General features: G+C 64.8%; 15 protein-coding genes. 12 read left to right on the forward strand and 3 right to left on the reverse strand.

Going from position 1 to position 18,193, the window contains the following annotated elements:
• Positions 1-60 precede the first annotated feature (60 nt).
• The 8 genes from fabR to aceK all read left to right on the forward strand — a co-directional run bounded on the left by fabR (position 61) and on the right by aceK (position 7,788).
• A complete protein-coding gene (fabR, locus tag ACDC67_RS08340) occupies positions 61-831 on the forward strand; it encodes an HTH-type transcriptional repressor FabR (RefSeq protein ID WP_376692221.1) in 771 nt (256 codons plus the stop codon).
• A 145-nt stretch (positions 832-976) separates the two neighbouring features.
• On the forward strand, positions 977-2,197 hold the full coding sequence (locus tag ACDC67_RS08345; RefSeq protein WP_376692223.1) for a DUF418 domain-containing protein: 1,221 nt from the start codon (positions 977-979) through the stop codon (positions 2,195-2,197).
• A 119-nt stretch (positions 2,198-2,316) separates the two neighbouring features.
• A complete protein-coding gene (locus ACDC67_RS08350) occupies positions 2,317-2,790 on the forward strand; it encodes a hypothetical protein (protein WP_376692225.1) in 474 nt (157 codons plus the stop codon).
• A gap of 127 nt (positions 2,791-2,917) precedes the next feature.
• Complete coding sequence (locus tag ACDC67_RS08355; protein ID WP_376692226.1) at positions 2,918-3,304, forward strand: SnoaL-like domain-containing protein; 387 nt, start codon at positions 2,918-2,920, stop codon at positions 3,302-3,304.
• 72 nt (positions 3,305-3,376) lie between these two features.
• Positions 3,377-3,958, forward strand: coding sequence for a VOC family protein (locus ACDC67_RS08360; RefSeq protein ID WP_376692228.1), 582 nt, complete (start codon positions 3,377-3,379; stop codon positions 3,956-3,958).
• 107 nt (positions 3,959-4,065) lie between these two features.
• Positions 4,066-4,440 carry a nuclear transport factor 2 family protein gene (locus ACDC67_RS08365; protein ID WP_376692229.1) on the forward strand — a complete coding sequence of 125 codons (375 nt, stop codon included), beginning with the start codon at positions 4,066-4,068 and terminating at the stop codon, positions 4,438-4,440.
• A 141-nt stretch (positions 4,441-4,581) separates the two neighbouring features.
• Positions 4,582-5,979, forward strand: coding sequence for an SMP-30/gluconolactonase/LRE family protein (locus ACDC67_RS08370; protein ID WP_376692231.1), 1,398 nt, complete (start codon positions 4,582-4,584; stop codon positions 5,977-5,979).
• A 69-nt stretch (positions 5,980-6,048) separates the two neighbouring features.
• Positions 6,049-7,788 carry a bifunctional isocitrate dehydrogenase kinase/phosphatase gene (aceK, locus tag ACDC67_RS08375; protein ID WP_376692233.1) on the forward strand — a complete coding sequence of 580 codons (1,740 nt, stop codon included), beginning with the start codon at positions 6,049-6,051 and terminating at the stop codon, positions 7,786-7,788.
• A gap of 237 nt (positions 7,789-8,025) precedes the next feature.
• On the opposite strand, the gene purT is transcribed toward aceK, so the two are convergent.
• Both purT and ACDC67_RS08385 read right to left on the reverse strand, forming a co-directional pair.
• On the reverse strand, positions 8,026-9,207 hold the full coding sequence (gene purT / locus ACDC67_RS08380) for a formate-dependent phosphoribosylglycinamide formyltransferase (protein WP_376692235.1): 1,182 nt from the start codon (positions 9,205-9,207) through the stop codon (positions 8,026-8,028).
• Between the two features lie 146 nt (positions 9,208-9,353).
• Positions 9,354-11,603, reverse strand: a complete 2,250-nt coding sequence (locus tag ACDC67_RS08385; protein ID WP_376692236.1) for a S9 family peptidase — start codon at positions 11,601-11,603, stop codon at positions 9,354-9,356.
• A gap of 116 nt (positions 11,604-11,719) precedes the next feature.
• Here ACDC67_RS08385 and nadA point away from each other — a divergent pair, with 116 nt between their 5' ends.
• Genes nadA through ACDC67_RS08405 form a run of 4 tightly spaced genes read left to right on the forward strand, consistent with a single transcriptional unit; the run spans position 11,720 to position 16,529 of the window.
• Positions 11,720-12,853, forward strand: coding sequence for a quinolinate synthase NadA (gene nadA, locus ACDC67_RS08390; RefSeq protein ID WP_376692238.1), 1,134 nt, complete (start codon positions 11,720-11,722; stop codon positions 12,851-12,853).
• A 5-nt stretch (positions 12,854-12,858) separates the two neighbouring features.
• Positions 12,859-14,370 (forward strand): L-aspartate oxidase, encoded by a 1,512-nt coding sequence (locus ACDC67_RS08395; protein WP_376692240.1) that lies wholly within the window; start codon positions 12,859-12,861, stop codon positions 14,368-14,370.
• A gap of 18 nt (positions 14,371-14,388) precedes the next feature.
• Positions 14,389-15,240, forward strand: coding sequence for a carboxylating nicotinate-nucleotide diphosphorylase (gene nadC / locus ACDC67_RS08400; RefSeq protein WP_376692242.1), 852 nt, complete (start codon positions 14,389-14,391; stop codon positions 15,238-15,240).
• Between the two features lie 53 nt (positions 15,241-15,293).
• A complete protein-coding gene (locus ACDC67_RS08405) occupies positions 15,294-16,529 on the forward strand; it encodes a saccharopine dehydrogenase family protein (RefSeq protein ID WP_376692243.1) in 1,236 nt (411 codons plus the stop codon).
• 163 nt (positions 16,530-16,692) lie between these two features.
• On the opposite strand, the gene ACDC67_RS08410 is transcribed toward ACDC67_RS08405, so the two are convergent.
• Entirely contained in the window at positions 16,693-17,745 is a 1,053-nt protein-coding gene (locus ACDC67_RS08410; protein WP_376692245.1) for an NAD(P)-dependent alcohol dehydrogenase, read from the reverse strand.
• Between the last annotated feature and the right edge of the window lie 448 nt (positions 17,746-18,193).

The raw sequence follows: 18,193 nt of genomic DNA on the forward strand, positions 1-18,193 counted from the left end.
AGTGAACAAGTGTTCACTATAATGGTTGTCGGAGAATGAATTGTCAAGCCCGGCCCCGGCTTGCGGCCAGGCCGCGCTGAGCTCCGGGCGGCGAGGCGGGCGCTGCAGCGGGCTGGGATATACTGGAACGATGACAGAGAAATACTTGCCATGAGCGCCGGATCGAACGCGCCCCGGCGCGCTCGCGACGGGGCGAAAGCCTCGCCGCCTGCGACCCGCAGTGAACAGAAGCAGCGTACCCGTGAGCAGCTTCTGAATGCTGCGCTGGACCTGATGGAGTCGGGCCGCGGCTTTTCCTCCTTGAGCCTGCGCGAGGTGACGCGCGAAGCCGGCGTGGTGCCGGCAGCCTTTTACCGGCATTTCAGCGATCTGGACGAATTGGGGCTGGCGCTGGTCGAAGCCTGCGGCCTGACCCTTCGTCGTTTGCTTCGCGAGGCGCGCCAACAGGGTTTGCCGCCAACCCAGGTCCTGCGCAGCTCGGTGCTGATCTACAAGAATTACGTCAAGGACAACCACCGCTATTTTCGTTTTGCCGCCAGTGCCCGCGGCGGTGGCTCGCCCCGTATTCGCAAGGCGATCCGCATCGAGGAGTCGCATTTCGCCAATGAGATGGCCCAGGACATGCGCGATATGAACCTGATGCCGAGCCTGCCGATGGATGCGCTGGAAATGATTTGCGGGCTGGTGGTCACCACCATGATGAATGCCGCCACCGATATTCTCGATCTGCCCGAAGGTCAGGCCCAGGCCGAAAAGGAGCTGACCGAGAATTTCATCATGCAGCTGCGCCTGATCTTCCTGGGCGCCCGCAGCTGGGATCCGTCGCGTTAGGGAACCCCTCTGAACAACAGCAGCTAGCCACTTCGATTGACGCAAAAATGACGTAAGTTTGACGCTGGCACCGTTGATTCGGTGCCGGCCGCGGCGCAGGCTATTTTGTGATGAACATCACATTGAATCAGCCTGTCGGCGCAGCATGACTGAACTCGCCCCGATCGCAAGCAACGAACGCCACGAAGTGCTGGACGCGCTCAGAGGCTTGGCCCTGTTCGGCATCTTTCTGGCCAATATCCGCTTCTTCAGCGGCTGGGAGTTTCTCGGCGCGGAGCAGCAATACACGCTGGCCGGCAACGCACACGAGCTGATCGATTTCCTGCACCTGGCCGTCATCGACGGCAAGTTCTATACCCTTTTCTCCTTCCTGTTCGGGCTGGGCTTCGCCCTTCAGCTGCAGCGGCTGGAAGGGCGCGGCGCGGCCGCCAGTCAGATCTACCTGCGGCGTACGAGCATCCTGCTGGGTCTCGGCCTGATCCATCTTTTCGTGTTCTGGGTGGGCGACATCCTCACGCCTTACGCGCTGCTCGGTTTCGTGTTGCTCGCCGTTCGTCACTGGACCGACCGGACCGTGCTGATCGTCGCGGGCCTGGCGTTGCTCGTGCCCATCGTCGGTTACGCGCTGTTCTGGGCCTTGGGCGTGGATCAGAGCCTGGGCTTGTACAACCTGGCTTATGCCTTGATGCCACCTGGGGCTCAGGATCCGTTGGTCGAGCTCCGCCTGAGCGACTGGATCGAGCGACTGCAAGCGTCTTTCGGGCTGGGTGTGCTTCGCTTTGGCTATCTGTTCGACACCTGGCGCTGGCCGAAGCTGTTCGCGATCATGCTGCTAGGCCTGTGGGCCGGGCGCAGGCTCGCGCGCGGTGAACTGCTCGGCAATACCCGGCTGCTGGTCGGCGTGCTGCTGACTGGTGGATTGTCGGGTCTGATCGCCGGCCCGATCCTGGCCGCACTCGACGGGATCGGCTTTGAGCGGCCGCATTCCCTGAACGGCTTGTATGCCGTCATTGCCTACACCTTCGCCGTGATTCCGCTCGGCCTGGCCTACGCCGCTGGCTTCGTGCTGCTGTGGCGCCGTGCTTCGGGCAGCCTGCGGCTGCTGGCCGCGCCCGGGCGCATGGCGCTGACCAACTACCTGGGCCAGACCCTGATCGGACTGACGGTCTTTTACGGCGTCGGTTTGGACCAGGCCGGGCTGTGGTCGATCCAGACCCTGCTTGCATTCGCCTGCGCGGTGTATCTCACCCAGGCCGTGCTCTCCAATCTCTGGCTCAAAAGATTCCAGTACGGCCCGATGGAATGGCTGTGGCGGGCGCTGACCTACGGTACAGCGCCCAAGCTGCGGCGGGCAGTCGCGGCATGAAAACGTCCTCTTGCACAGCAAATGATCTTGTACTCAAGGGCGTTGTATCCGCAAACCAAAGATGCCGCTATCGAGCGGTATCAAACCTCAGCATTACCAAAACCCAAAGAGGAAACACCGTGAAACAGTCCAATCTCCTACGTACGTGCGCAGTCTCGCTCTCACTGCTGCTTGGCCTGTGCCTTGCCGCGCCGGCAGCCGCCCAACTGGAAGTCTGGGAAGACTATGAAGTCTCAGACGCTGTCTGGTCACTGACCATGGTCAAGCTCGATCCGGGTACTCAGGAAATCTATCTGGAAGGCCTGAAGTCGACCTGGGTTGCAGCCAATGAAGTCGCGAAGTCTCTCGGCCATGTCGAGTATTACTCGATCCATGCCAACCAGGCTCCGGCGCCTGGTGCTTTCGATCTCTTGTTGGTCATCAAATTCCCAAGTACGGAAATGATGGCACCTAGCCGTGAGCGATACAACGAGTTCATGGAAGCCTGGGGACAGGAGAACATGGATGCCAGCAACGAGAAGGTACTCGATCTGTATAACGAGATTCGCGAAATCCAGGGCGAGTACATGACCCGGGAAATCACGTTGAAGTGATCTGAACGAACGCTGCGCTGCGAGGTAACCATCTCCTTGCAGCGCAGCAACCCCCTTCCGATCAAGCATGTAATGCGTTATCCAACTTCGGAGCCTTTCATGACGGCCCTTTCATGGCAGTCCAGTGATGCGCAGTGACAAACCGTCGCCGCCACCGGACGTGGCCTCGGTTGCCACCGATTTCACGGCCCTGTGGCTGGCTGGTGAATTCCGCGCCGCCGGCGAGAAGTACTGGGCCGAGGACGTCGTGAGCATCGAGCCGCACGCGCTGCCGGACGGCGCCGACCAGGTGTGCATGGGTATTGAGGCGGTGCGGGCCAGAAACCTGTGCTGGCTTGCGACTCACGGTATCGAGGACCTGAGCGTTGACGGCCCTTTCGTGACCGGGGATCACTTCGCATTGTTTGCCGACATGTTGATCGCCCACGCCGGCCGGCGCACGCCGCACAGCCGCATCGCCGTATTTGCGGTGCGCGAGGGGCGGATCATCGAGGAGCGCTTTTTCTATGAGTAAAAGGTCAATGGCTCGCGCAAAGACGCAGAGACGCGAAGGAACAACTACTGAAACGTACTGGAGATTCCGGATATGACTGCTACCCCGAAAGCACTGGCCCACGTGGTCTACCGCACCCGACGCTTTGCGGAAATGTTGGCGTGGTACAGCGCCGTGTTCGGTGCCAGGGTTCAGCACCAGAACCCGGCGATGAGCTTTATGACCTTCGACGACGAACACCATCGCTTCGCGTTCCTCGACCTGTCCGTGATCGATCCGGACGGATCCGAACCTGAAACAAAAAGCTGGGTCGGCGTCGATCACCTGGCCTGGACGTACCCGTCCCTGGAGAATCTTTTCGCCAGCTACGAGCATTGCAGGGCCAACGGTATCGAGCCCTACTGGTGCGTCCACCACGGACTGACAATCTCCATGTACTACGCCGACCCCGACGGCAACCAGATGGAGTTCCAGGTCGATGCCTTCGATACGGCCGAGGAGTGCAACGCCTATATTTCCGGACCGCCTTTCGAGGTCAACCCGGTCGGCGTCGAGTTCGATCCCGAAGCGTGGCTGGCGGCCGTGCGTGAAGGCGGCTCCCTGGACGACTTCCGCGTACGCTCCGCTCACGAGCCGGTCTCGCCGATTCGAGGTGCAGTCAGTGCATTGCTCTGAGGCGTTCCCTGAGCCGGGACTCGAGCGATGAGCCTGACGCTCGACACGCCCGATCTTCCTTCGCACCGTGGCCCAACCACAATCCATCCAAACAACGAGAACAGTCGATGAACAGTCCGCTCGCCGAGGACGATATCCTCCAGATCAAGGCGCTGATGGACACCTACATCGAAGGTGGCCGAACAGGGAGTGTGGATACACTGCGCCCGATCTTCCACGAACTGGCCACGATCTGCGGCTACGTCGGCCCGGATCTTTTCGCCGGTGGGATCGAGATGTTCTACGACTGGCACACCGAGAACGGGCCGGCGGCCGACCTCGAGGTCGGCGATATTGGGCTCGACGTCGAAGGGACCGCCGCCAGCGTTCGAATCGAACTTGACAACTGGACCGGCCACCGCTTCACCGACTTCTTCACGCTGGTCAGGATCGACGGCCGATGGCAGATCACGAGCAAGGTGTTCTACCTGCACCCGGAGTAAGGATTGCCGAAGACCTGGTCCGACACACCATCCATCTCCACAAGGAATGCCAACATGCAACGAGTTTGTCTTGCGCTACTCGCCCTCGCCTTGGGTACTTTCGCTCAAGCGGGCACATCGGGTGAGGCGTCATCCCGTTCAGTGGTCGAGAGCGTCTATAGCCTGTTCGCCGTGGGCGACATGGAGGGATTCGCCGGGTTGATGGCGACGGACATCGTCTGGAACGAGGCCGAGGGCAATCCGTACGCCGACCTGAACCCCTACATCGGGCCCGAGGCCGTCATGTCCGGATTGATGGCGCGGTTGGTCGGCGAATGGGAAGACATCAGCGTTACGCCGCACGAGTACGTCGTCGAACGCGATCGCGTTGTGGTTTTCGGCCGCTACAAGGAGACCTGGAAAGCCACTAGCAAGACGATCGACATTCCGTTCGTGCATTCCTGGACGGTTCAGGACGGCAAGCTGGTCGCATTCCAGCAGTACACCGACACAGCCGCCTTGGTGGCGACGATGAATGATTCATCGGCTGCGGGCGGCGTCACGCAGTCACATGTTGACGCACTAGAGCAGGTCGCGCTGGTGCCGGCCGATCGTTCGCTGGTACGGCCCGAAGACGGGGTGATGCTCGCCGACGGCACGCTGCTGATCGCCGACCAGGAGCATGGCCTCGTCGCGCTGAGCCCCGATGGCGCGAAACGCCCGTTCGGCAATTTCGAGGCAGCGGGATACATCCACGAACCACCGTCCCGAAGCGCCGGCCCGAACGGCGTCGCGCTGGAGCCTGGTGGGGGCCACGTGCTGGTGGCGGATGTGCTGACCGGGGCCATTTACCGGGTCAACAGTCGAACCGAGCAGGTCGTGCGAATTCACCAGCATGAGTTCGGGGTCAATTCGGTGCGTCGCGACCGAAGCGGCGCGGTCTGGTTTACCCAGTCGACTGAGAACAATGGCCCGGATTCGGAGGCCAGGATGTTCGAGGCCATCGATACGAAACCCATGGACGGCGCGCTCTTTCGCCTCTCGCCGACCAATGATCACGAGCCTATTCCCGATCTGCGGCGCATGGATTCCGGGTTTGATTTCGCCAATGGCCTGGTGATTGACGAGGAGCGTGGCTACCTGTACGTGGCGGAAACGATGGCCGATCGCATCATCGGCTACCAGATGTCTTCGCTTACCGGCAGACTGTCGAACCGTCGCGTGATCGCCGAAGTCCCGACGCCGGACAATATCGAACTCGATGCCGCCGGTCGGCTTTGGGTTGCCTCACCGATCGCCAACGCCCTGCTGGTCGTCGATCCCGATTCCGGCGAATGGTCGACGGCCTTCCACCCGCATACGGAAGAACACGATCGGCTCATGGTCGAATGGCGGCGCCGGGCCGCAAGCGGCGAACCGCGCCTGGAACTGTTCGGCCCGGATATGTGGTCGCCTTTGCCCGGGCTTGTCACCGGCATGATCCTGACAACTGATGGTGGCCCGATCTACCTGACCGGCCTGGGCGACGCCCTGGTCCAACTGACGAATTCTGAGCAGTAGCCGCTGCAGGCGGCTTCCCGAAAACAGCTCAGAAGAACCCGCCGTGTTGATTGCCGGTACAATCGATCCATGTCCCGAGTTGTCGACAGCCGCCGCCAGGATCGGCGTCATCGTGAGCTGGTCAGAGAGGCCTGCGGCCTGGTGATCGACGGTTTCGACGACTACAACGCGAGCTTCTCCGACATCACCCGTCGCGGCAAACGCCGCTTCGAGCAGGGTAACCGCGCCGGCATGCGCGCCGATGTCGTCGCCCGACTGGAACTCTACGACCAACTGGTCAACGAGACCATCTCGCGCCTCGAGGGGCTGCTGGCCAACCGACTTTTCTCGCGCAGCATCTGGCGTGACATGCGCGTCGCCTTCGGGGCGCTGATCGAGCGCAAGCTCGACGCAGAGCTCTACAAGACTTTCTTCAACACCATCACGCGGCGCCTGTTCAAGACGCGCGGCGTCGATCCGGCGATCGAGTTCGTGGCCTTCGATTTCCAGCCCAGCGATCGCATCACCCATCCGGTGGCGCGATACACCTACATCGTCGGTGAGCGCCTCACCGACACTTTCGTGCGCATCCTCGAGGACTTCGCGTTCAGCCTGCCCTGGGCCGACGCCGGAGCCGATGCAGTGCGCCTGGCCGAGCGCATGGCCGGCGTGCTCGAAGGCGACGAGGCGCTGTGCATCGAGTTGCTGGAAACCATCTTCTACCGCGAGGGGCGCGCCTACCTGGTCGGCCGCGTGCTGGGCCGAACCCGGCACGTGCCTTGCGTGATCGCCCTGCGGCTCGATGCCGAAGCGATCGCCGTCGATGCCCTGCTGACCCGGCGGCTGCAGCTGAGCATCCTGTTCGGCTACACCTACAGCTACTTCCTGGCGGATCTGCCCACGGTGGCGGATGCGGTGGTGTTCCTGCGCAGCCTGCTGCCGGACAAGCCGGTGGACGAGCTTTACTCCGTGCTCGGGCGCGCCAAGCAGGGCAAGACCGAGCGTTACCGCGCTTTCCGACGGCACTTGAGCGACAATCCCGACGAGCGCTTCGAGGTGGCCGAGGGCAAGCGCGGCATGGTGATGGCCGTGTTCACGCTGCCGTCCTACCCGCTGGTTTTCAAGCTGCTGCGCGACAAGTTCGCGCCGGAGAAGACGATCAAGCGACACCAGGTCATCGAGCGCTACCAGATGGTGCATCGCCACGATCGGGTGGGGCGGTTGCTCGATGTCCAGGAGTTCAAGTCCCTGCGCTTCGAGCGCGACCGCTTTTCACCGCAACTGCTCGAGGAGTTGCTCGAGGAGTGCTCCCGGGTGGTTCGGGTCGACGGTGACGACCTGGTGATTCGCCACTGCTACGTCGAGCGTCGCGTTCGGCCGCTGGATCTCTACCTGTCGGAGGTCGAGGCCGGCGGCGCCCGCCAGGCCCTGGTCGACATGGGACAGGCGCTCAAGGACCTGGCGCGGTCGAATATTTTCGCCGGTGATCTCCTGCCCAAGAACTTCGGCGTCACGCGCTCGGGGCGGGTTGTCTTCTACGACTACGATGAGCTCGCCCTGCTGACCGATTGCCGCTTTCGCGAAATGCCCCGGGCCACGGACGATATCGACGTCTACAACGACGAGACCTGGTTTCACGTGGCCGAAAACGACGTCTTCCCCGAGGAGTTTCCGCGTTTCATGGCGCTCAGGCGCGATTACCTGGAGGTGCTCGAGGAGGCCCACGGCGAGCTGTTCGACGCCCGTTGGTGGCAGGACGTGCAGGGCCGCATCGCTTCGGGCGAGGCGCTGGATGTGGCGCCGTACGGGGAAGGGGCGAGATTGGTTTGAAGAAAGGGTTCAGGTTTCAGGGTTCAGGTTTCAGGAAAAGATGGTTGTGGGGCTTCGCGAAAGGGGAGGTGGCAGCGATTACGGTTGCGAACTCGGATTGGTTCTTGGGGTTCGGGGTTCCGGAACGGCTTCGATTAATTGCGGAGTCATCGGCTTGCACAGCGAAAGGATTTTCGGCAGCGCACCATCGGCTTCGCCAAGCGCTCCTGAAACCTGAAACCTGAAACCTTCCTTCCGTCATCTCTTGACGGAAATCGCGTCCCGCGCCGCGGTCGCCTTTCGCCGGGCATCGGCGATGTCCTTGCCGCGCGCGAGTGTGACGCCCATGCGGCGGCGCCCCTTCACTTCGGGCTTGCCGAACAGGCGCAGGTCGGTGTCGGGCGCGGCCAGCGCCTTGTCGAGATTGCCGAAGGTGACCTGCTTCGATTCGCCTTCGACCAGCAACGCGGCCGAGGCGCTGGGACCGCGCTGGACGATGTGCGGGACGGGCAGGCCGAGGATGGCGCGGGCGTGCAGGGCGAATTCTGAAAGATCCTGCGAGATCAGGGTAACCAGGCCGGTGTCGTGCGGCCGCGGCGAGACTTCGCTGAACCAGACCCGGTCGCCCTTGACGAACAGCTCCACGCCGAAAATGCCGAGCCCGCCGAGCGCGTCGGTGACGGCGCCGGCGATGCGTTCGGCTTCCAGCCGAGCCAGCTCGCTCATCCGCTGCGGTTGCCAGGACTCGCGGTAATCGCCGTCTTCCTGCGTGTGGCCGATGGGTTCGCAGAACAGGGTGCCGTCGGCATGCCGCAGCGTCAGCAGGGTGATCTCGTAGTCGAAGTCGACGAATCCCTCGATGATGACCTTGCCCTCGCGGCTGCGCCCGCCGGACTGGGCGTAGTCCCAGGCCGATCCGATGTCAGCCTTGTCGCGGACCAGGCTCTGGCCCTTTCCGGACGACGACATGATCGGCTTGACCACGCAGGGCAGGCCGATCTCGGCGACGGCCTTTTCGAAAGCCTCGCGCGTGTCGGCAAAGCGGAACGGCGAGGTCGGCAGCTCGAGTTCCTCCGCCGCCAGGCGCCGGATGCCCTCGCGGTTCATGGTCAGGTGGGCGGCCCGGGCGGTGGGAATGACCTTGTAGCCTTCGGACTCGAGCAACAGGAGGGCGTCGGTCGCGATTGCCTCGATTTCGGGCACGATCAGGTGCGGCCGGTCGAGCTCGGCGATGCTCAGCACGGCCTGGGGGTCGAGCATGTCGATGACGTGGTGGCGATGGGCGACGGCCATGGCGGGCGCATGATCGTAGCGGTCGACGGCGATGACCTCGCAGCCGAGCCGCTGCAGCTCGATGACGACTTCCTTGCCGAGTTCTCCGCTGCCAAGCAGCATGACGCGGGTGGCCGTGGACGAATGCGGTGTGCCGATGTCGGTCATGGTCGGATTCTGCTAATCGGATTGATGCTGTAATGAAAAACTTGCAACCACCGAAGACACTGAATACACCGAACAGAACACGCTTTTCCTTTCGGTGCATTCGGTGTGTTCGGTGGTTGCATGGATTGTCGTCATCGCTTCGGGTATCAGTCTTCGGCCTTTCCTGGTTCGAGATGCCGGTCGAAGAAATCGGTGATGGTGCGGTAGACGTGCAGCCGCGGTCCCTCGCCGGCGATGGCGTGCTTTTCGCCGGGGTAGGTCATCAGCTCGAAGGGAAAGGCGCGTGCCTGCAGGTCGTGCATCAGACGGGTCGAGTGGGTAAAGAGCACGTTGTCGTCGGCCATGCCGTGGATCAGCAGCAGGGGGTCGGTCATTTCATCGGTGTAGTTCAGCACATCGCCACTCTCGTAAGCCTCGGCCTGGTCCTGCGGCTTGCCCATGTAGCGCTCGGTGTAGTGGGTGTCGTAGAGCGTCCAGTCGGTGACCGGCGCGACCGAGACGCCCGCGGCGAACTCGCCCGGATACTGGGCAAGTGCCATCAAACTCATGTAGCCGCCGTAGCTCCAGCCGAAGATGCCGATACGATCCGGGTCGACGAAATCCTGTGAGCGCAGCCAGTCGACGCCGACCATCTGGTCGGCCATTTCCACCTGCCCGAGCTTGAGCCAGGCGGCGTCCTGGAAGGCCTTGCCCTGGCGTTCGACGCCGCGGTTGTCGAGCGAAAACACCAGGTACCCGCGGCGGGCCATGTACTGGTCGATCAGCATGCGCCGCGACCAGCTGTCGGTGACCATGCGGTGCGTCGGGCCGCCGTAGACGTGGACGAACACCGGGTGCCGCGCTTCGGGATCGAAGTCGGCCGGCCGGATCAGCCGGTAGTGGAGTTCGTGGCCCTGGGGCGCGACGATGGTGCCGAACTCGGTGGGGCGATGGCCGTCGCGATAGGGTCCGTAGGGATGATCGTCGTCGAGGCGATTCTCCACCAGCCAGGCCAGGCGCTCGCCGTCGACGTTGTGCAGCGAAAGCTGCGGCGGTTGGCGGCTGTTGGAGAAGGTATCGACGTAGACTCGCGCATCGCGGTCCATGGCGATGTCGTGCCAGCCCGAGCGGCGCGATACGCGATTGACGACCTCGGGCGAGCGGGTGATCAGCGACTGCCGGTAGAGGTGCTTCTCGGTGGTCGAGACTTCCGAGGCGGTGAAGTAGACCATCCCCATCTCCTCGTCCACGCCGGCCAGCGAATCGACCTGCCATTGACCCTCGGTCAGCCGACGCAGGCGTTCGCCTTCGTAGTCGTAGAGATAGAGGTGACGGAAGCCGTCGCGCTCGGACGACCAGACGAAGGCCGGCATCTCCCTGAGAAAATGCAGGTCGTCGTGGAGGTTGATCCAGGTCTCGCTGGTCTCGGTCAGCAGCGTGCGTGCCTCGCCGTCGTCGATGTTGGCGACGACCAGTTCGAGCGTCTGCTGGTCGCGGCTCTGGCGCTGAAAACTGAGCTGCTCGCCGTTGGGCAGCCACTTGACGCGGGGAATGTAGATGTCGGATTCCTCGCCGATATCCATCCATTCGATCTCGCCGCTTTCGATGTCGGCAACACCGAGCCGGTAAGTCACGTTGTCGGTGCCGGCATAGGGGTAGCGCTGCTCGACCATCTCGATGCGATCGGCCTGGACTTCGTAGCGGCGCGTGACTTCGACCGGCGATTCGTCGATCTGCAGGAACGCGACATGATCGCCGGTCGGCGACCACCAGAAACCGGTCGAGCGACCCATTTCTTCCTGCGCGATGAACTCGGCCATGCCGTTGGCGACGGTGTCGGTCGCGCTGTCGGTCAGTGGCTGCGCCTCGCCGCTTTCGATCTCGACCAGCCAGAGTTCGCGCTCCCGGACGAAGGCCACGTGGCGACCGTCGGGGGCGATCTGCGGGTCGGTGTCGAAGGCGTCGGAGTCGGTCAGCTGGCGCACTTCTCGCGCCTCGGCCTGCATGTCGAGCACGAAGACGTCGCCGCCGATGGGAAACAGCAGCCAGCGGCCGTCGCTCGACCAGCGGTAGTCGACGATGCCGCGCAGGTCGGCGATGCGCGCCCGCTCCCGCCTGGCCTGTTCGGCCGCCGAGAGTTCGACTTCCTCGGTCATGACCTCGTCGGCGGCGACGAGCACGCGCGTGCTGTCGTCGGCAATGTGGTACTCCCACAGGTCGAGCAGGCTGCGGTCGTCCTCGCGGCCCTTGAGGAAGGTGACCCGGTCGCCGGCCGGCGAGAGCTCGGCGCGTCGCAGCGTCGGGCCCGCGAGGTCGGGGCTGTCGAAGATTCGCTCGAGGCTGAGTTCGTCGGGCTGTGCCGAAGCCAGCGAGACGAGCAGGGCGAGAGGCAGAGCAAGGATGGCGCGAGCGGTCATTCTGGGCCTTCGTTTCGGTGCAAGCCCGCTATTGTCGGGGGCTGCCGCCCGGAAGGCAAATCTCGGCAGTGGAAAAACGCTTCCGTGCGCCCCATCTGTATTCTCGAGCGGCTAACATGCCGCCGTCGAATCTGGTTGACGGTCACAGGATCATGCAGAAACACTATCCCGAGTCACCCGCCGAACTCCCCTACGACGAGGGCGTTCGAAGCCGGACCGATGCGCTCTACCGGCGCGTGCGAGACGTCGTTCCCGAGGCGGAGTGGCCCCTGCACGCGCCGCTGATCGACGCGATCAACCGGCTCAAGGTCGAGCGCGATGCCGTGATCCTGGCGCACAACTACATGACGCCGGAGATATTCAACTGTGTCGGCGACATCACCGGCGACTCCCTGCGCCTGGCCCAGGTCGCGGCCGAAGCCGAGGCGGAAGTCATCGTGCAGGCCGGCGTCCACTTCATGGCCGAGACCGCCAAGATCCTGTCGCCGGACAAGACCGTCCTGATTCCGGACCTGGATGCGGGCTGTTCCCTGGCCGCGTCGATCACGGGCGAGGACGTGCGCCGGATTCGCGCGGCCTACCCGGATGTCCCGATCGTGACCTACGTGAATACCTCCGCCGAGGTCAAGGCCGAGTCCGATATCTGCTGCACCTCGTCCAACGCCGTCGCCGTGGTCGAAGCCGTCGCCGCGCAGTGGGGCAGCGACACGGTGATCATGATTCCCGATGAGTACCTGGCGAAGAACGTCGCCAGCCAGACCGAGATCCGCATTCTGACCTGGAAAGGCGATTGCGAGGTACACGAGAAGTTCACCCGGGCGGAGATCGAGCAACTTCGTGTCGAGCATCCGGACGCGATGATCATCACGCATCCCGAGTGTCCACCCGAAGTCCTGCGGGCGGCCGACTTCGCCGGCTCGACCGGCGCGATGTCGTCTTACGTGTCCGAGCACCGGCCGAAGAAGGCCATCCTGATCACCGAGTGTTCGATGAGCGACAACGTGGCCGTCGCCAACCCGGGAACGCGATTCATCCGGCCTTGCAACCTGTGCCCGCACATGAAGCGGATCACGCTGGAGAAGATCTACCGGTCCTTGCGCGACCTGCGTTTCGAGATCGAAGTGCCGGCCGATGTCGCCGAACGGGCCCGGGCCAGCCTCCGGGCGATGCTCGATCTGCCCCGGGTCGGCAAGCCGCCGGCCTTCGACACCTCCAGGCCCGAACGCGCCGCCGACTACGTCAGCGTCTGATAGCGATGAAGTCCCAGCTGCCGGTCATCGTGGTCGGCTCCGGCATCGCCGGCCTCTGGACGGCACTCAACGCCGCGCCCCGGCCGGTTCTGATGCTCACCTCCGGTACCTTCGGCGAACAGTCGTCCACGGCCTGGGCCCAGGGCGGAATCGCGGCCGCCCTGGGGCCGGACGACAGCCCCGAACTGCACGCGGCCGATACGGTCTCCGCGGGCGCCGGCCTGGTCGACGAGCAGGTCGCCGGGGCACTGGCGCGCGAAGCGGTCGGGCAGGTCGGCGCGCTCGAGCGCCTGGGCGTTGCATTCGAACATCACGCTGACGGCCGCTGGGCGCTCTCGCGCGAGGCCGCGCACGGGCGCGACCGCATCGCCCGCGTCGGCGGTGATCGTGCCGGCGCGGCCATTGTCAGCGTCCTGGTCGCGGCCGCGAATCGGGCTCCGCACGTGACAGTGCGTGAACACACCCGGGTGGTGGGCCTGCTGCGTGGCGAAGACGGCGGTTGCGCGGGCGTGCTGGCGGAGACCAAAGAAGGCCGACCCGAATCGCTTCCGGCCGCGGTCACCGTGCTGGCCACCGGTGGAGTCGGGGGACTCTACGCGCTGACAACCAACCCGCCGGGCAACCGGGGCCGGGCCCTCGCCTGGGCCGTGGGGCTGGGCGCGGACGTTCGCGACGCCGAGTTCGTGCAGTTTCATCCGACCGCCATCGACATTCCCCGCCATCCGGCGCCGTTGGCAACCGAGGCCCTGCGCGGCGAGGGTGCCGTACTGGTCGACCACCGGGGCCGGCGTTTCATGCCGGCCTGCCATCCGGCCGCCGAGATGGCGCCGCGCGATGTCGTGGCGCGCGCCGTACACCGGCAAGTGCAGACCGGAGCGGGCGCCTTCCTGGATGCTCGCGAAGCGGTCGGTGAGTCCTTTCCGGACCGTTTCCAGGCCGTCTTCCGGGCCTGCATGGCGGCCGGCATCGATCCGCGCAGCCAGCCGATACCGGTCGCACCGGCCGCCCACTACCACATGGGCGGCGTGGCGGCCGGCCTGGACGGAGCGACCGGTGTGCCCGGGCTGCTTGCCGTCGGCGAGGTCGCCTGCACCGGGGCGCATGGCGCCAACCGCCTGGCCTCGAATTCGCTGGCCGAAGCATTGGTGATGGGCGCACGCGCCGGCCAGGCCCTGGCCGATGCCGAGCAGCGGCGCTCGCGACCGATCGAGGCGCGACCGTCTCCCGTCATGTCGCCGAGCGCGCTCGGGTGCCTGCGGGCGGCCATGTCGGCGCATGCCGGCGTCGTACGCCATGCCGACGGACTGGCGCGCCTGCTTGAAACGATCGACGAGCTCGAGGCCTGCTGGGGTGCGGCGGACGAGCTTGTGGCGGCTCGCCTGATCGCCGCGGCCGCCCTGCAACGGCGCGAAAGCCGGGGGGCACACGACCGAAGCGACTATCCTGAAACGGCCGCGGCGGGCCGGTCCCGCCGAATGACGCTGGCGCAGTCGCGCGCCGGCCTGCTGACCGCATGAGCTGAGGACTACCCGAACATGAACGCTACCCTGCCGCGCAACCCGATTGCGCAAGTCGTCGCCCGCGCACTGGCCGAGGATCTCGGCGGCCGCGGCGATGTCACCACCCGGGCTACCGTGCCCGCTGAGGCGATCGGTCGATTCAGGTTGGTGGCCCGGCAAGCCGGCGTGCTCGCGGGCGTCGAGCCGGCGGCCGAGGCCTTCGCCCAGGTCGACCCCGCCATCGAGATCGACTGGCACGAGGGCGACGGCGATCCGCTCGACCCCGGGACGATCATCGCCGATCTCTCGGGCCCGGCGGCGGGCATTCTCAGCGCCGAGCGCACGGCCCTCAACTTCCTCGGGCGGCTCAGCGGTATCGCCACGCTGACCCGGCGCTATGTCGATGCCGTGGTCGGTACTCGAGCCCGCATCGCCCACACGCGCAAGACCACGCCGGGCCTGCGCGCGCTGGAGCTGGAAGCGGTCAGTGCCGGCGGCGGGGCGCGTCACCGCTTCGGGCTTGATGACGCCATCCTGATCAAGGACAACCACGTGGCCGTGGCCGGCAGCGTGGCCGAAGCGATCCGGCGCGCCCGGGCCTTTGCCGGGCACATGCTGCGCGTCGCCGCCGAGATCGATTCGATCGAGCAGTTCGACGAGGCCCTCGACGCCGGGGCCGACAGTCTGCTGCTGGACAATTTCAGCACGGCCGATCTCAGGCGCTGCGTGCTCGCGGCGAAAGGGCGTGGCGTAACGCTGGAGGCCTCCGGCAACGTGTCCCTGGAAAACGTCGGCGAGATCGCCGCCACCGGGGTCGACGTCGTTTCGGTCGGCGCGATCACGCACTCCGCGCCGTGTCTCGACCTGGGGCTGGACGAACACGCCTGATTGGCGCCAGCGTGCTATCGTTCCGGGTCAGTGGTTTCAACGACGGGGACAGCATGAGCGAGCGCGAATTCGATATCGTCCTGATGGGCGCGACCGGCTTTACCGGCCGCCTGGTGGCCGAACACCTGGTCCGGCGCCACGGCGTCGGCGGCCAGCTCAAGTGGGCGCTGGCCGGGCGCAGCCGCGAGAAACTCGAGAAGATTCGCATCGAGCTCGGCGAGATGGCGGCCGGCCTGCCGCTGATCGTCGCCGACAGTCACGACCGCGCCTCGCTCGACGCCATGGTGCAGCGCACGCGCGTGGTCTGCACCACGGTTGGACCGTATGCGCTGCACGGCTCCGACCTGGTGGCCGCCTGCGCCGCCAACGGCACCGACTATTGCGACCTGTCCGGCGAAGTGCCCTGGATGCGGCGCATGCTGGACGCGCACGCCGATGCGGCCGCAAAGAGCGGGGCGCGTATCGTCCACTGCTGCGGTTTCGATTCGATTCCTTCCGATATGGGGGTGTGGTTCCTGCAGAAGCAGGCGCAGGAGCAATTCGGCAAGCCCCTGGCCCGCGTGCGCATGCGCGTGAAGGCGGCCAAGGGCGGCCTGAGCGGGGGCACCTACGCCTCGATGCTCAATATCGTCGAGGAAGCGCGGCGCGACAAGAGCGTCGCGCGGGTTCTCAAGAATCCCTACGCACTATGCCCGCCGGACTCACGCGAAGGCGAACGCCAGCCCTACGTCTCGAAGTCGAGTTACGACCCGGCTTTCGAGGTGTGGACGGCACCGTTCGTCATGGCCGCGATCAACACCCGTGTGGTGCTCAAGTCCAATGCCCTGTCCGATCACGGCTACGGCAAGGACTTCCGCTACGACGAAGCCGTGATGACCGGTCGCGGGTTTTCCGGCCGCATGAAGGCGACCACGGTCTCGCTCGGCATGGGGGCATTCGCCGTGGGCGCGGCACTCGGGCCGACTCGCGCGCTGCTCAAGAAGCTGGTGCTGCCCAAGCCCGGCGAGGGCCCTTCGGCCGAAGCACGCGAGGCGGGATTCTTCAAGATCGCCATCGACGGGCGCAACGAAGCCGGCGAAGAGTCCATGCGCGTGTCGGTCAGCGGCGATCGCGATCCCGGCTACGGTTCGACCTCGAAAATGCTTGGCGAAACGGCCCTGGCCCTGGCGCTCGACCTGTCTGCGGACGACTGCCCGGGCGGCATCTGGACGCCGTCAACGGCTCTCGGCGGTAAGCTGCTCGAGCGGCTGGAACGACACGCCGGGCTCGAGTTCAAGCTGATCGAGTAGCGATCATTCGAAAGCTGATCAGGGCGAGCACGCTGACGCGCTAGTCGCCGCCCGCTCGGGCGGGCAGCGATTCTGCGGGAGACTGACGGTAGGTCGGGCCTGTCGGGCTGCGTCGATTCGGTGACCAAGGCACCCTGGGGATGCCCCGGCCTGCCGAACGCAGTCAGCCCTTGCCGAGACTGGCCATGTCGATGACGAAGCGATAGCGGACGTCGCCGCGTTTCATGCGTTCGTAGGCCTTGTTGATATCGCGGATGTCGAGCATCTCGACATCGCACTCGATGCCGTGCTCGGCGCAGAAGTCGAGGCATTCCTGGGTTTCGGGCAGGCCGCCGATCAGCGAGCCGGCGAGCGACCTGCGCCCGAAGATCAGGGGGCCGGCGTCGAGCGGCGGGTCGACCGGCTCGGGCATGCCCACGAGCATGTGAATGCCGTCGTGCTTGAGCGTGGCGATGTAGGGGTTGAGGTCGTGCGCGACCGGCACGGTATCGAGCATGAAGTCGAAATGACCGGCCACCGCTTCCATCTGCGCCGCGTCGGTGGAGACGACAACGTGATGCGCGCCCTGGCGTTTGGCCTCCGCCGCCTTGTCGCTCGAGCGCGTGAACAGCGTCACTTCCGCACCCAGCGCGCGGGCGAGCTTGACGCCCATATGGCCCAGTCCGCCCATGCCGATCACGCCGATTCGGTGACCCTCGCCGACGCCGAAATGGCGCAGCGGGGAATAGGTCGTGATGCCGGCGCAAAGCAGGGGTGCGGCCGCGGCCGGATCGAGGCCGTCGGGAATTCTTACGACGAAGCGGTCGCTGACGACGACGTCTTCGGAGTAGCCGCCATAGGTCTTGGAGCCGTCGTGCAGGTCCTGGCCGTTGTAGGTCAACACGTTGCCGCCGGTGCAGTACTGCTCCAGGCCTTCCTCGCAGGCCTGGCACTCGCGGCAGGAGTCGACCAGGCAGCCCACGCCCACGCGGTCGCCGACCTTGAAGCCGTCGACGGCGTCACCCACGGCGGTAACGCGCCCGACGATCTCGTGCCCGGGAACGACCGGATAGTCGGTCATGCCCCAGTCGTTTTCGACAAAATGAATATCGGTATGACAGATCCCGCAGTACTCGATGTCGATGCGCACGTCGTCGGCACGCAGCTCGCGACGCTCGATCTCGAGTGGTGCGACACCGGACGTCTGTGATTCTGCGCCATAGGCTCTTGTTGCCATGATGAACTCCTCGTTCTCGAAGTGGGATTGTGTCGATAGTAACGCTGATTGGTGATACGCAAGTCAAGTCGGTGATGTACGAGCGTGATACGCCGCGTTTGCACTGGCCCACGCGGGGTCGGGGTTTTATCCCCGATGAGCGGCTGTATGGAGTCAGGGTTTTTGGGGGGGAGGGCAGGCGTCCGTAGGTTTCGTGAAGGCCGCCAGGCAGGGACGCATCTTTTTGCTGGCGCCACCGGGCGCTGTGGTGGCCTCGACAAGTCAAAGGCGGTTTCGCCCGGCCTGCTTCGCAGGCGCTTTCGGCGAGTACCTTTTTTCCAAAGCGAAAAAAGATACGAAAAAGCGCTTCTCAAAGTCAAAGTCCCACGATCCGGGGTTTCAGGACTGGAACCGGGAGCGGGCTGGCCCCTTCGCGGAGCGGGCTTCGCGAAGACTCGGTCGGAGGATC

This window comes from Wenzhouxiangella indolica, from assembly GCF_042310355.1.
In the GTDB taxonomy this organism is placed as follows: Bacteria; Pseudomonadota; Gammaproteobacteria; order Xanthomonadales; family Wenzhouxiangellaceae; genus Wenzhouxiangella.

Bases quoted from the DNA above. Each gene is read 5' to 3' on its own strand.
- ACDC67_RS08345 (WP_376692223.1), top strand. From the start codon at position 977: ATGACTGAACTCGCCCCGATCGCAAGCAACGAACGCCACGAAGTGCTG.
- ACDC67_RS08355 (WP_376692226.1), top strand. From the start codon at position 2,918: ATGCGCAGTGACAAACCGTCGCCGCCACCGGACGTGGCCTCGGTTGCC.
- ACDC67_RS08360 (WP_376692228.1), top strand. From the start codon at position 3,377: ATGACTGCTACCCCGAAAGCACTGGCCCACGTGGTCTACCGCACCCGA.
- ACDC67_RS08365 (WP_376692229.1), top strand. From the start codon at position 4,066: ATGAACAGTCCGCTCGCCGAGGACGATATCCTCCAGATCAAGGCGCTG.
- aceK (WP_376692233.1), top strand. From the start codon at position 6,049: ATGTCCCGAGTTGTCGACAGCCGCCGCCAGGATCGGCGTCATCGTGAG.
- purT (WP_376692235.1), bottom strand. From the start codon at position 9,207: ATGACCGACATCGGCACACCGCATTCGTCCACGGCCACCCGCGTCATG.
- ACDC67_RS08385 (WP_376692236.1), bottom strand. From the start codon at position 11,603: ATGACCGCTCGCGCCATCCTTGCTCTGCCTCTCGCCCTGCTCGTCTCG.
- nadA (WP_376692238.1), top strand. From the start codon at position 11,720: ATGCCGCCGTCGAATCTGGTTGACGGTCACAGGATCATGCAGAAACAC.
- ACDC67_RS08395 (WP_376692240.1), top strand. From the start codon at position 12,859: ATGAAGTCCCAGCTGCCGGTCATCGTGGTCGGCTCCGGCATCGCCGGC.
- nadC (WP_376692242.1), top strand. From the start codon at position 14,389: ATGAACGCTACCCTGCCGCGCAACCCGATTGCGCAAGTCGTCGCCCGC.
- ACDC67_RS08405 (WP_376692243.1), top strand. From the start codon at position 15,294: ATGAGCGAGCGCGAATTCGATATCGTCCTGATGGGCGCGACCGGCTTT.
- ACDC67_RS08410 (WP_376692245.1), bottom strand. From the start codon at position 17,745: ATGGCAACAAGAGCCTATGGCGCAGAATCACAGACGTCCGGTGTCGCA.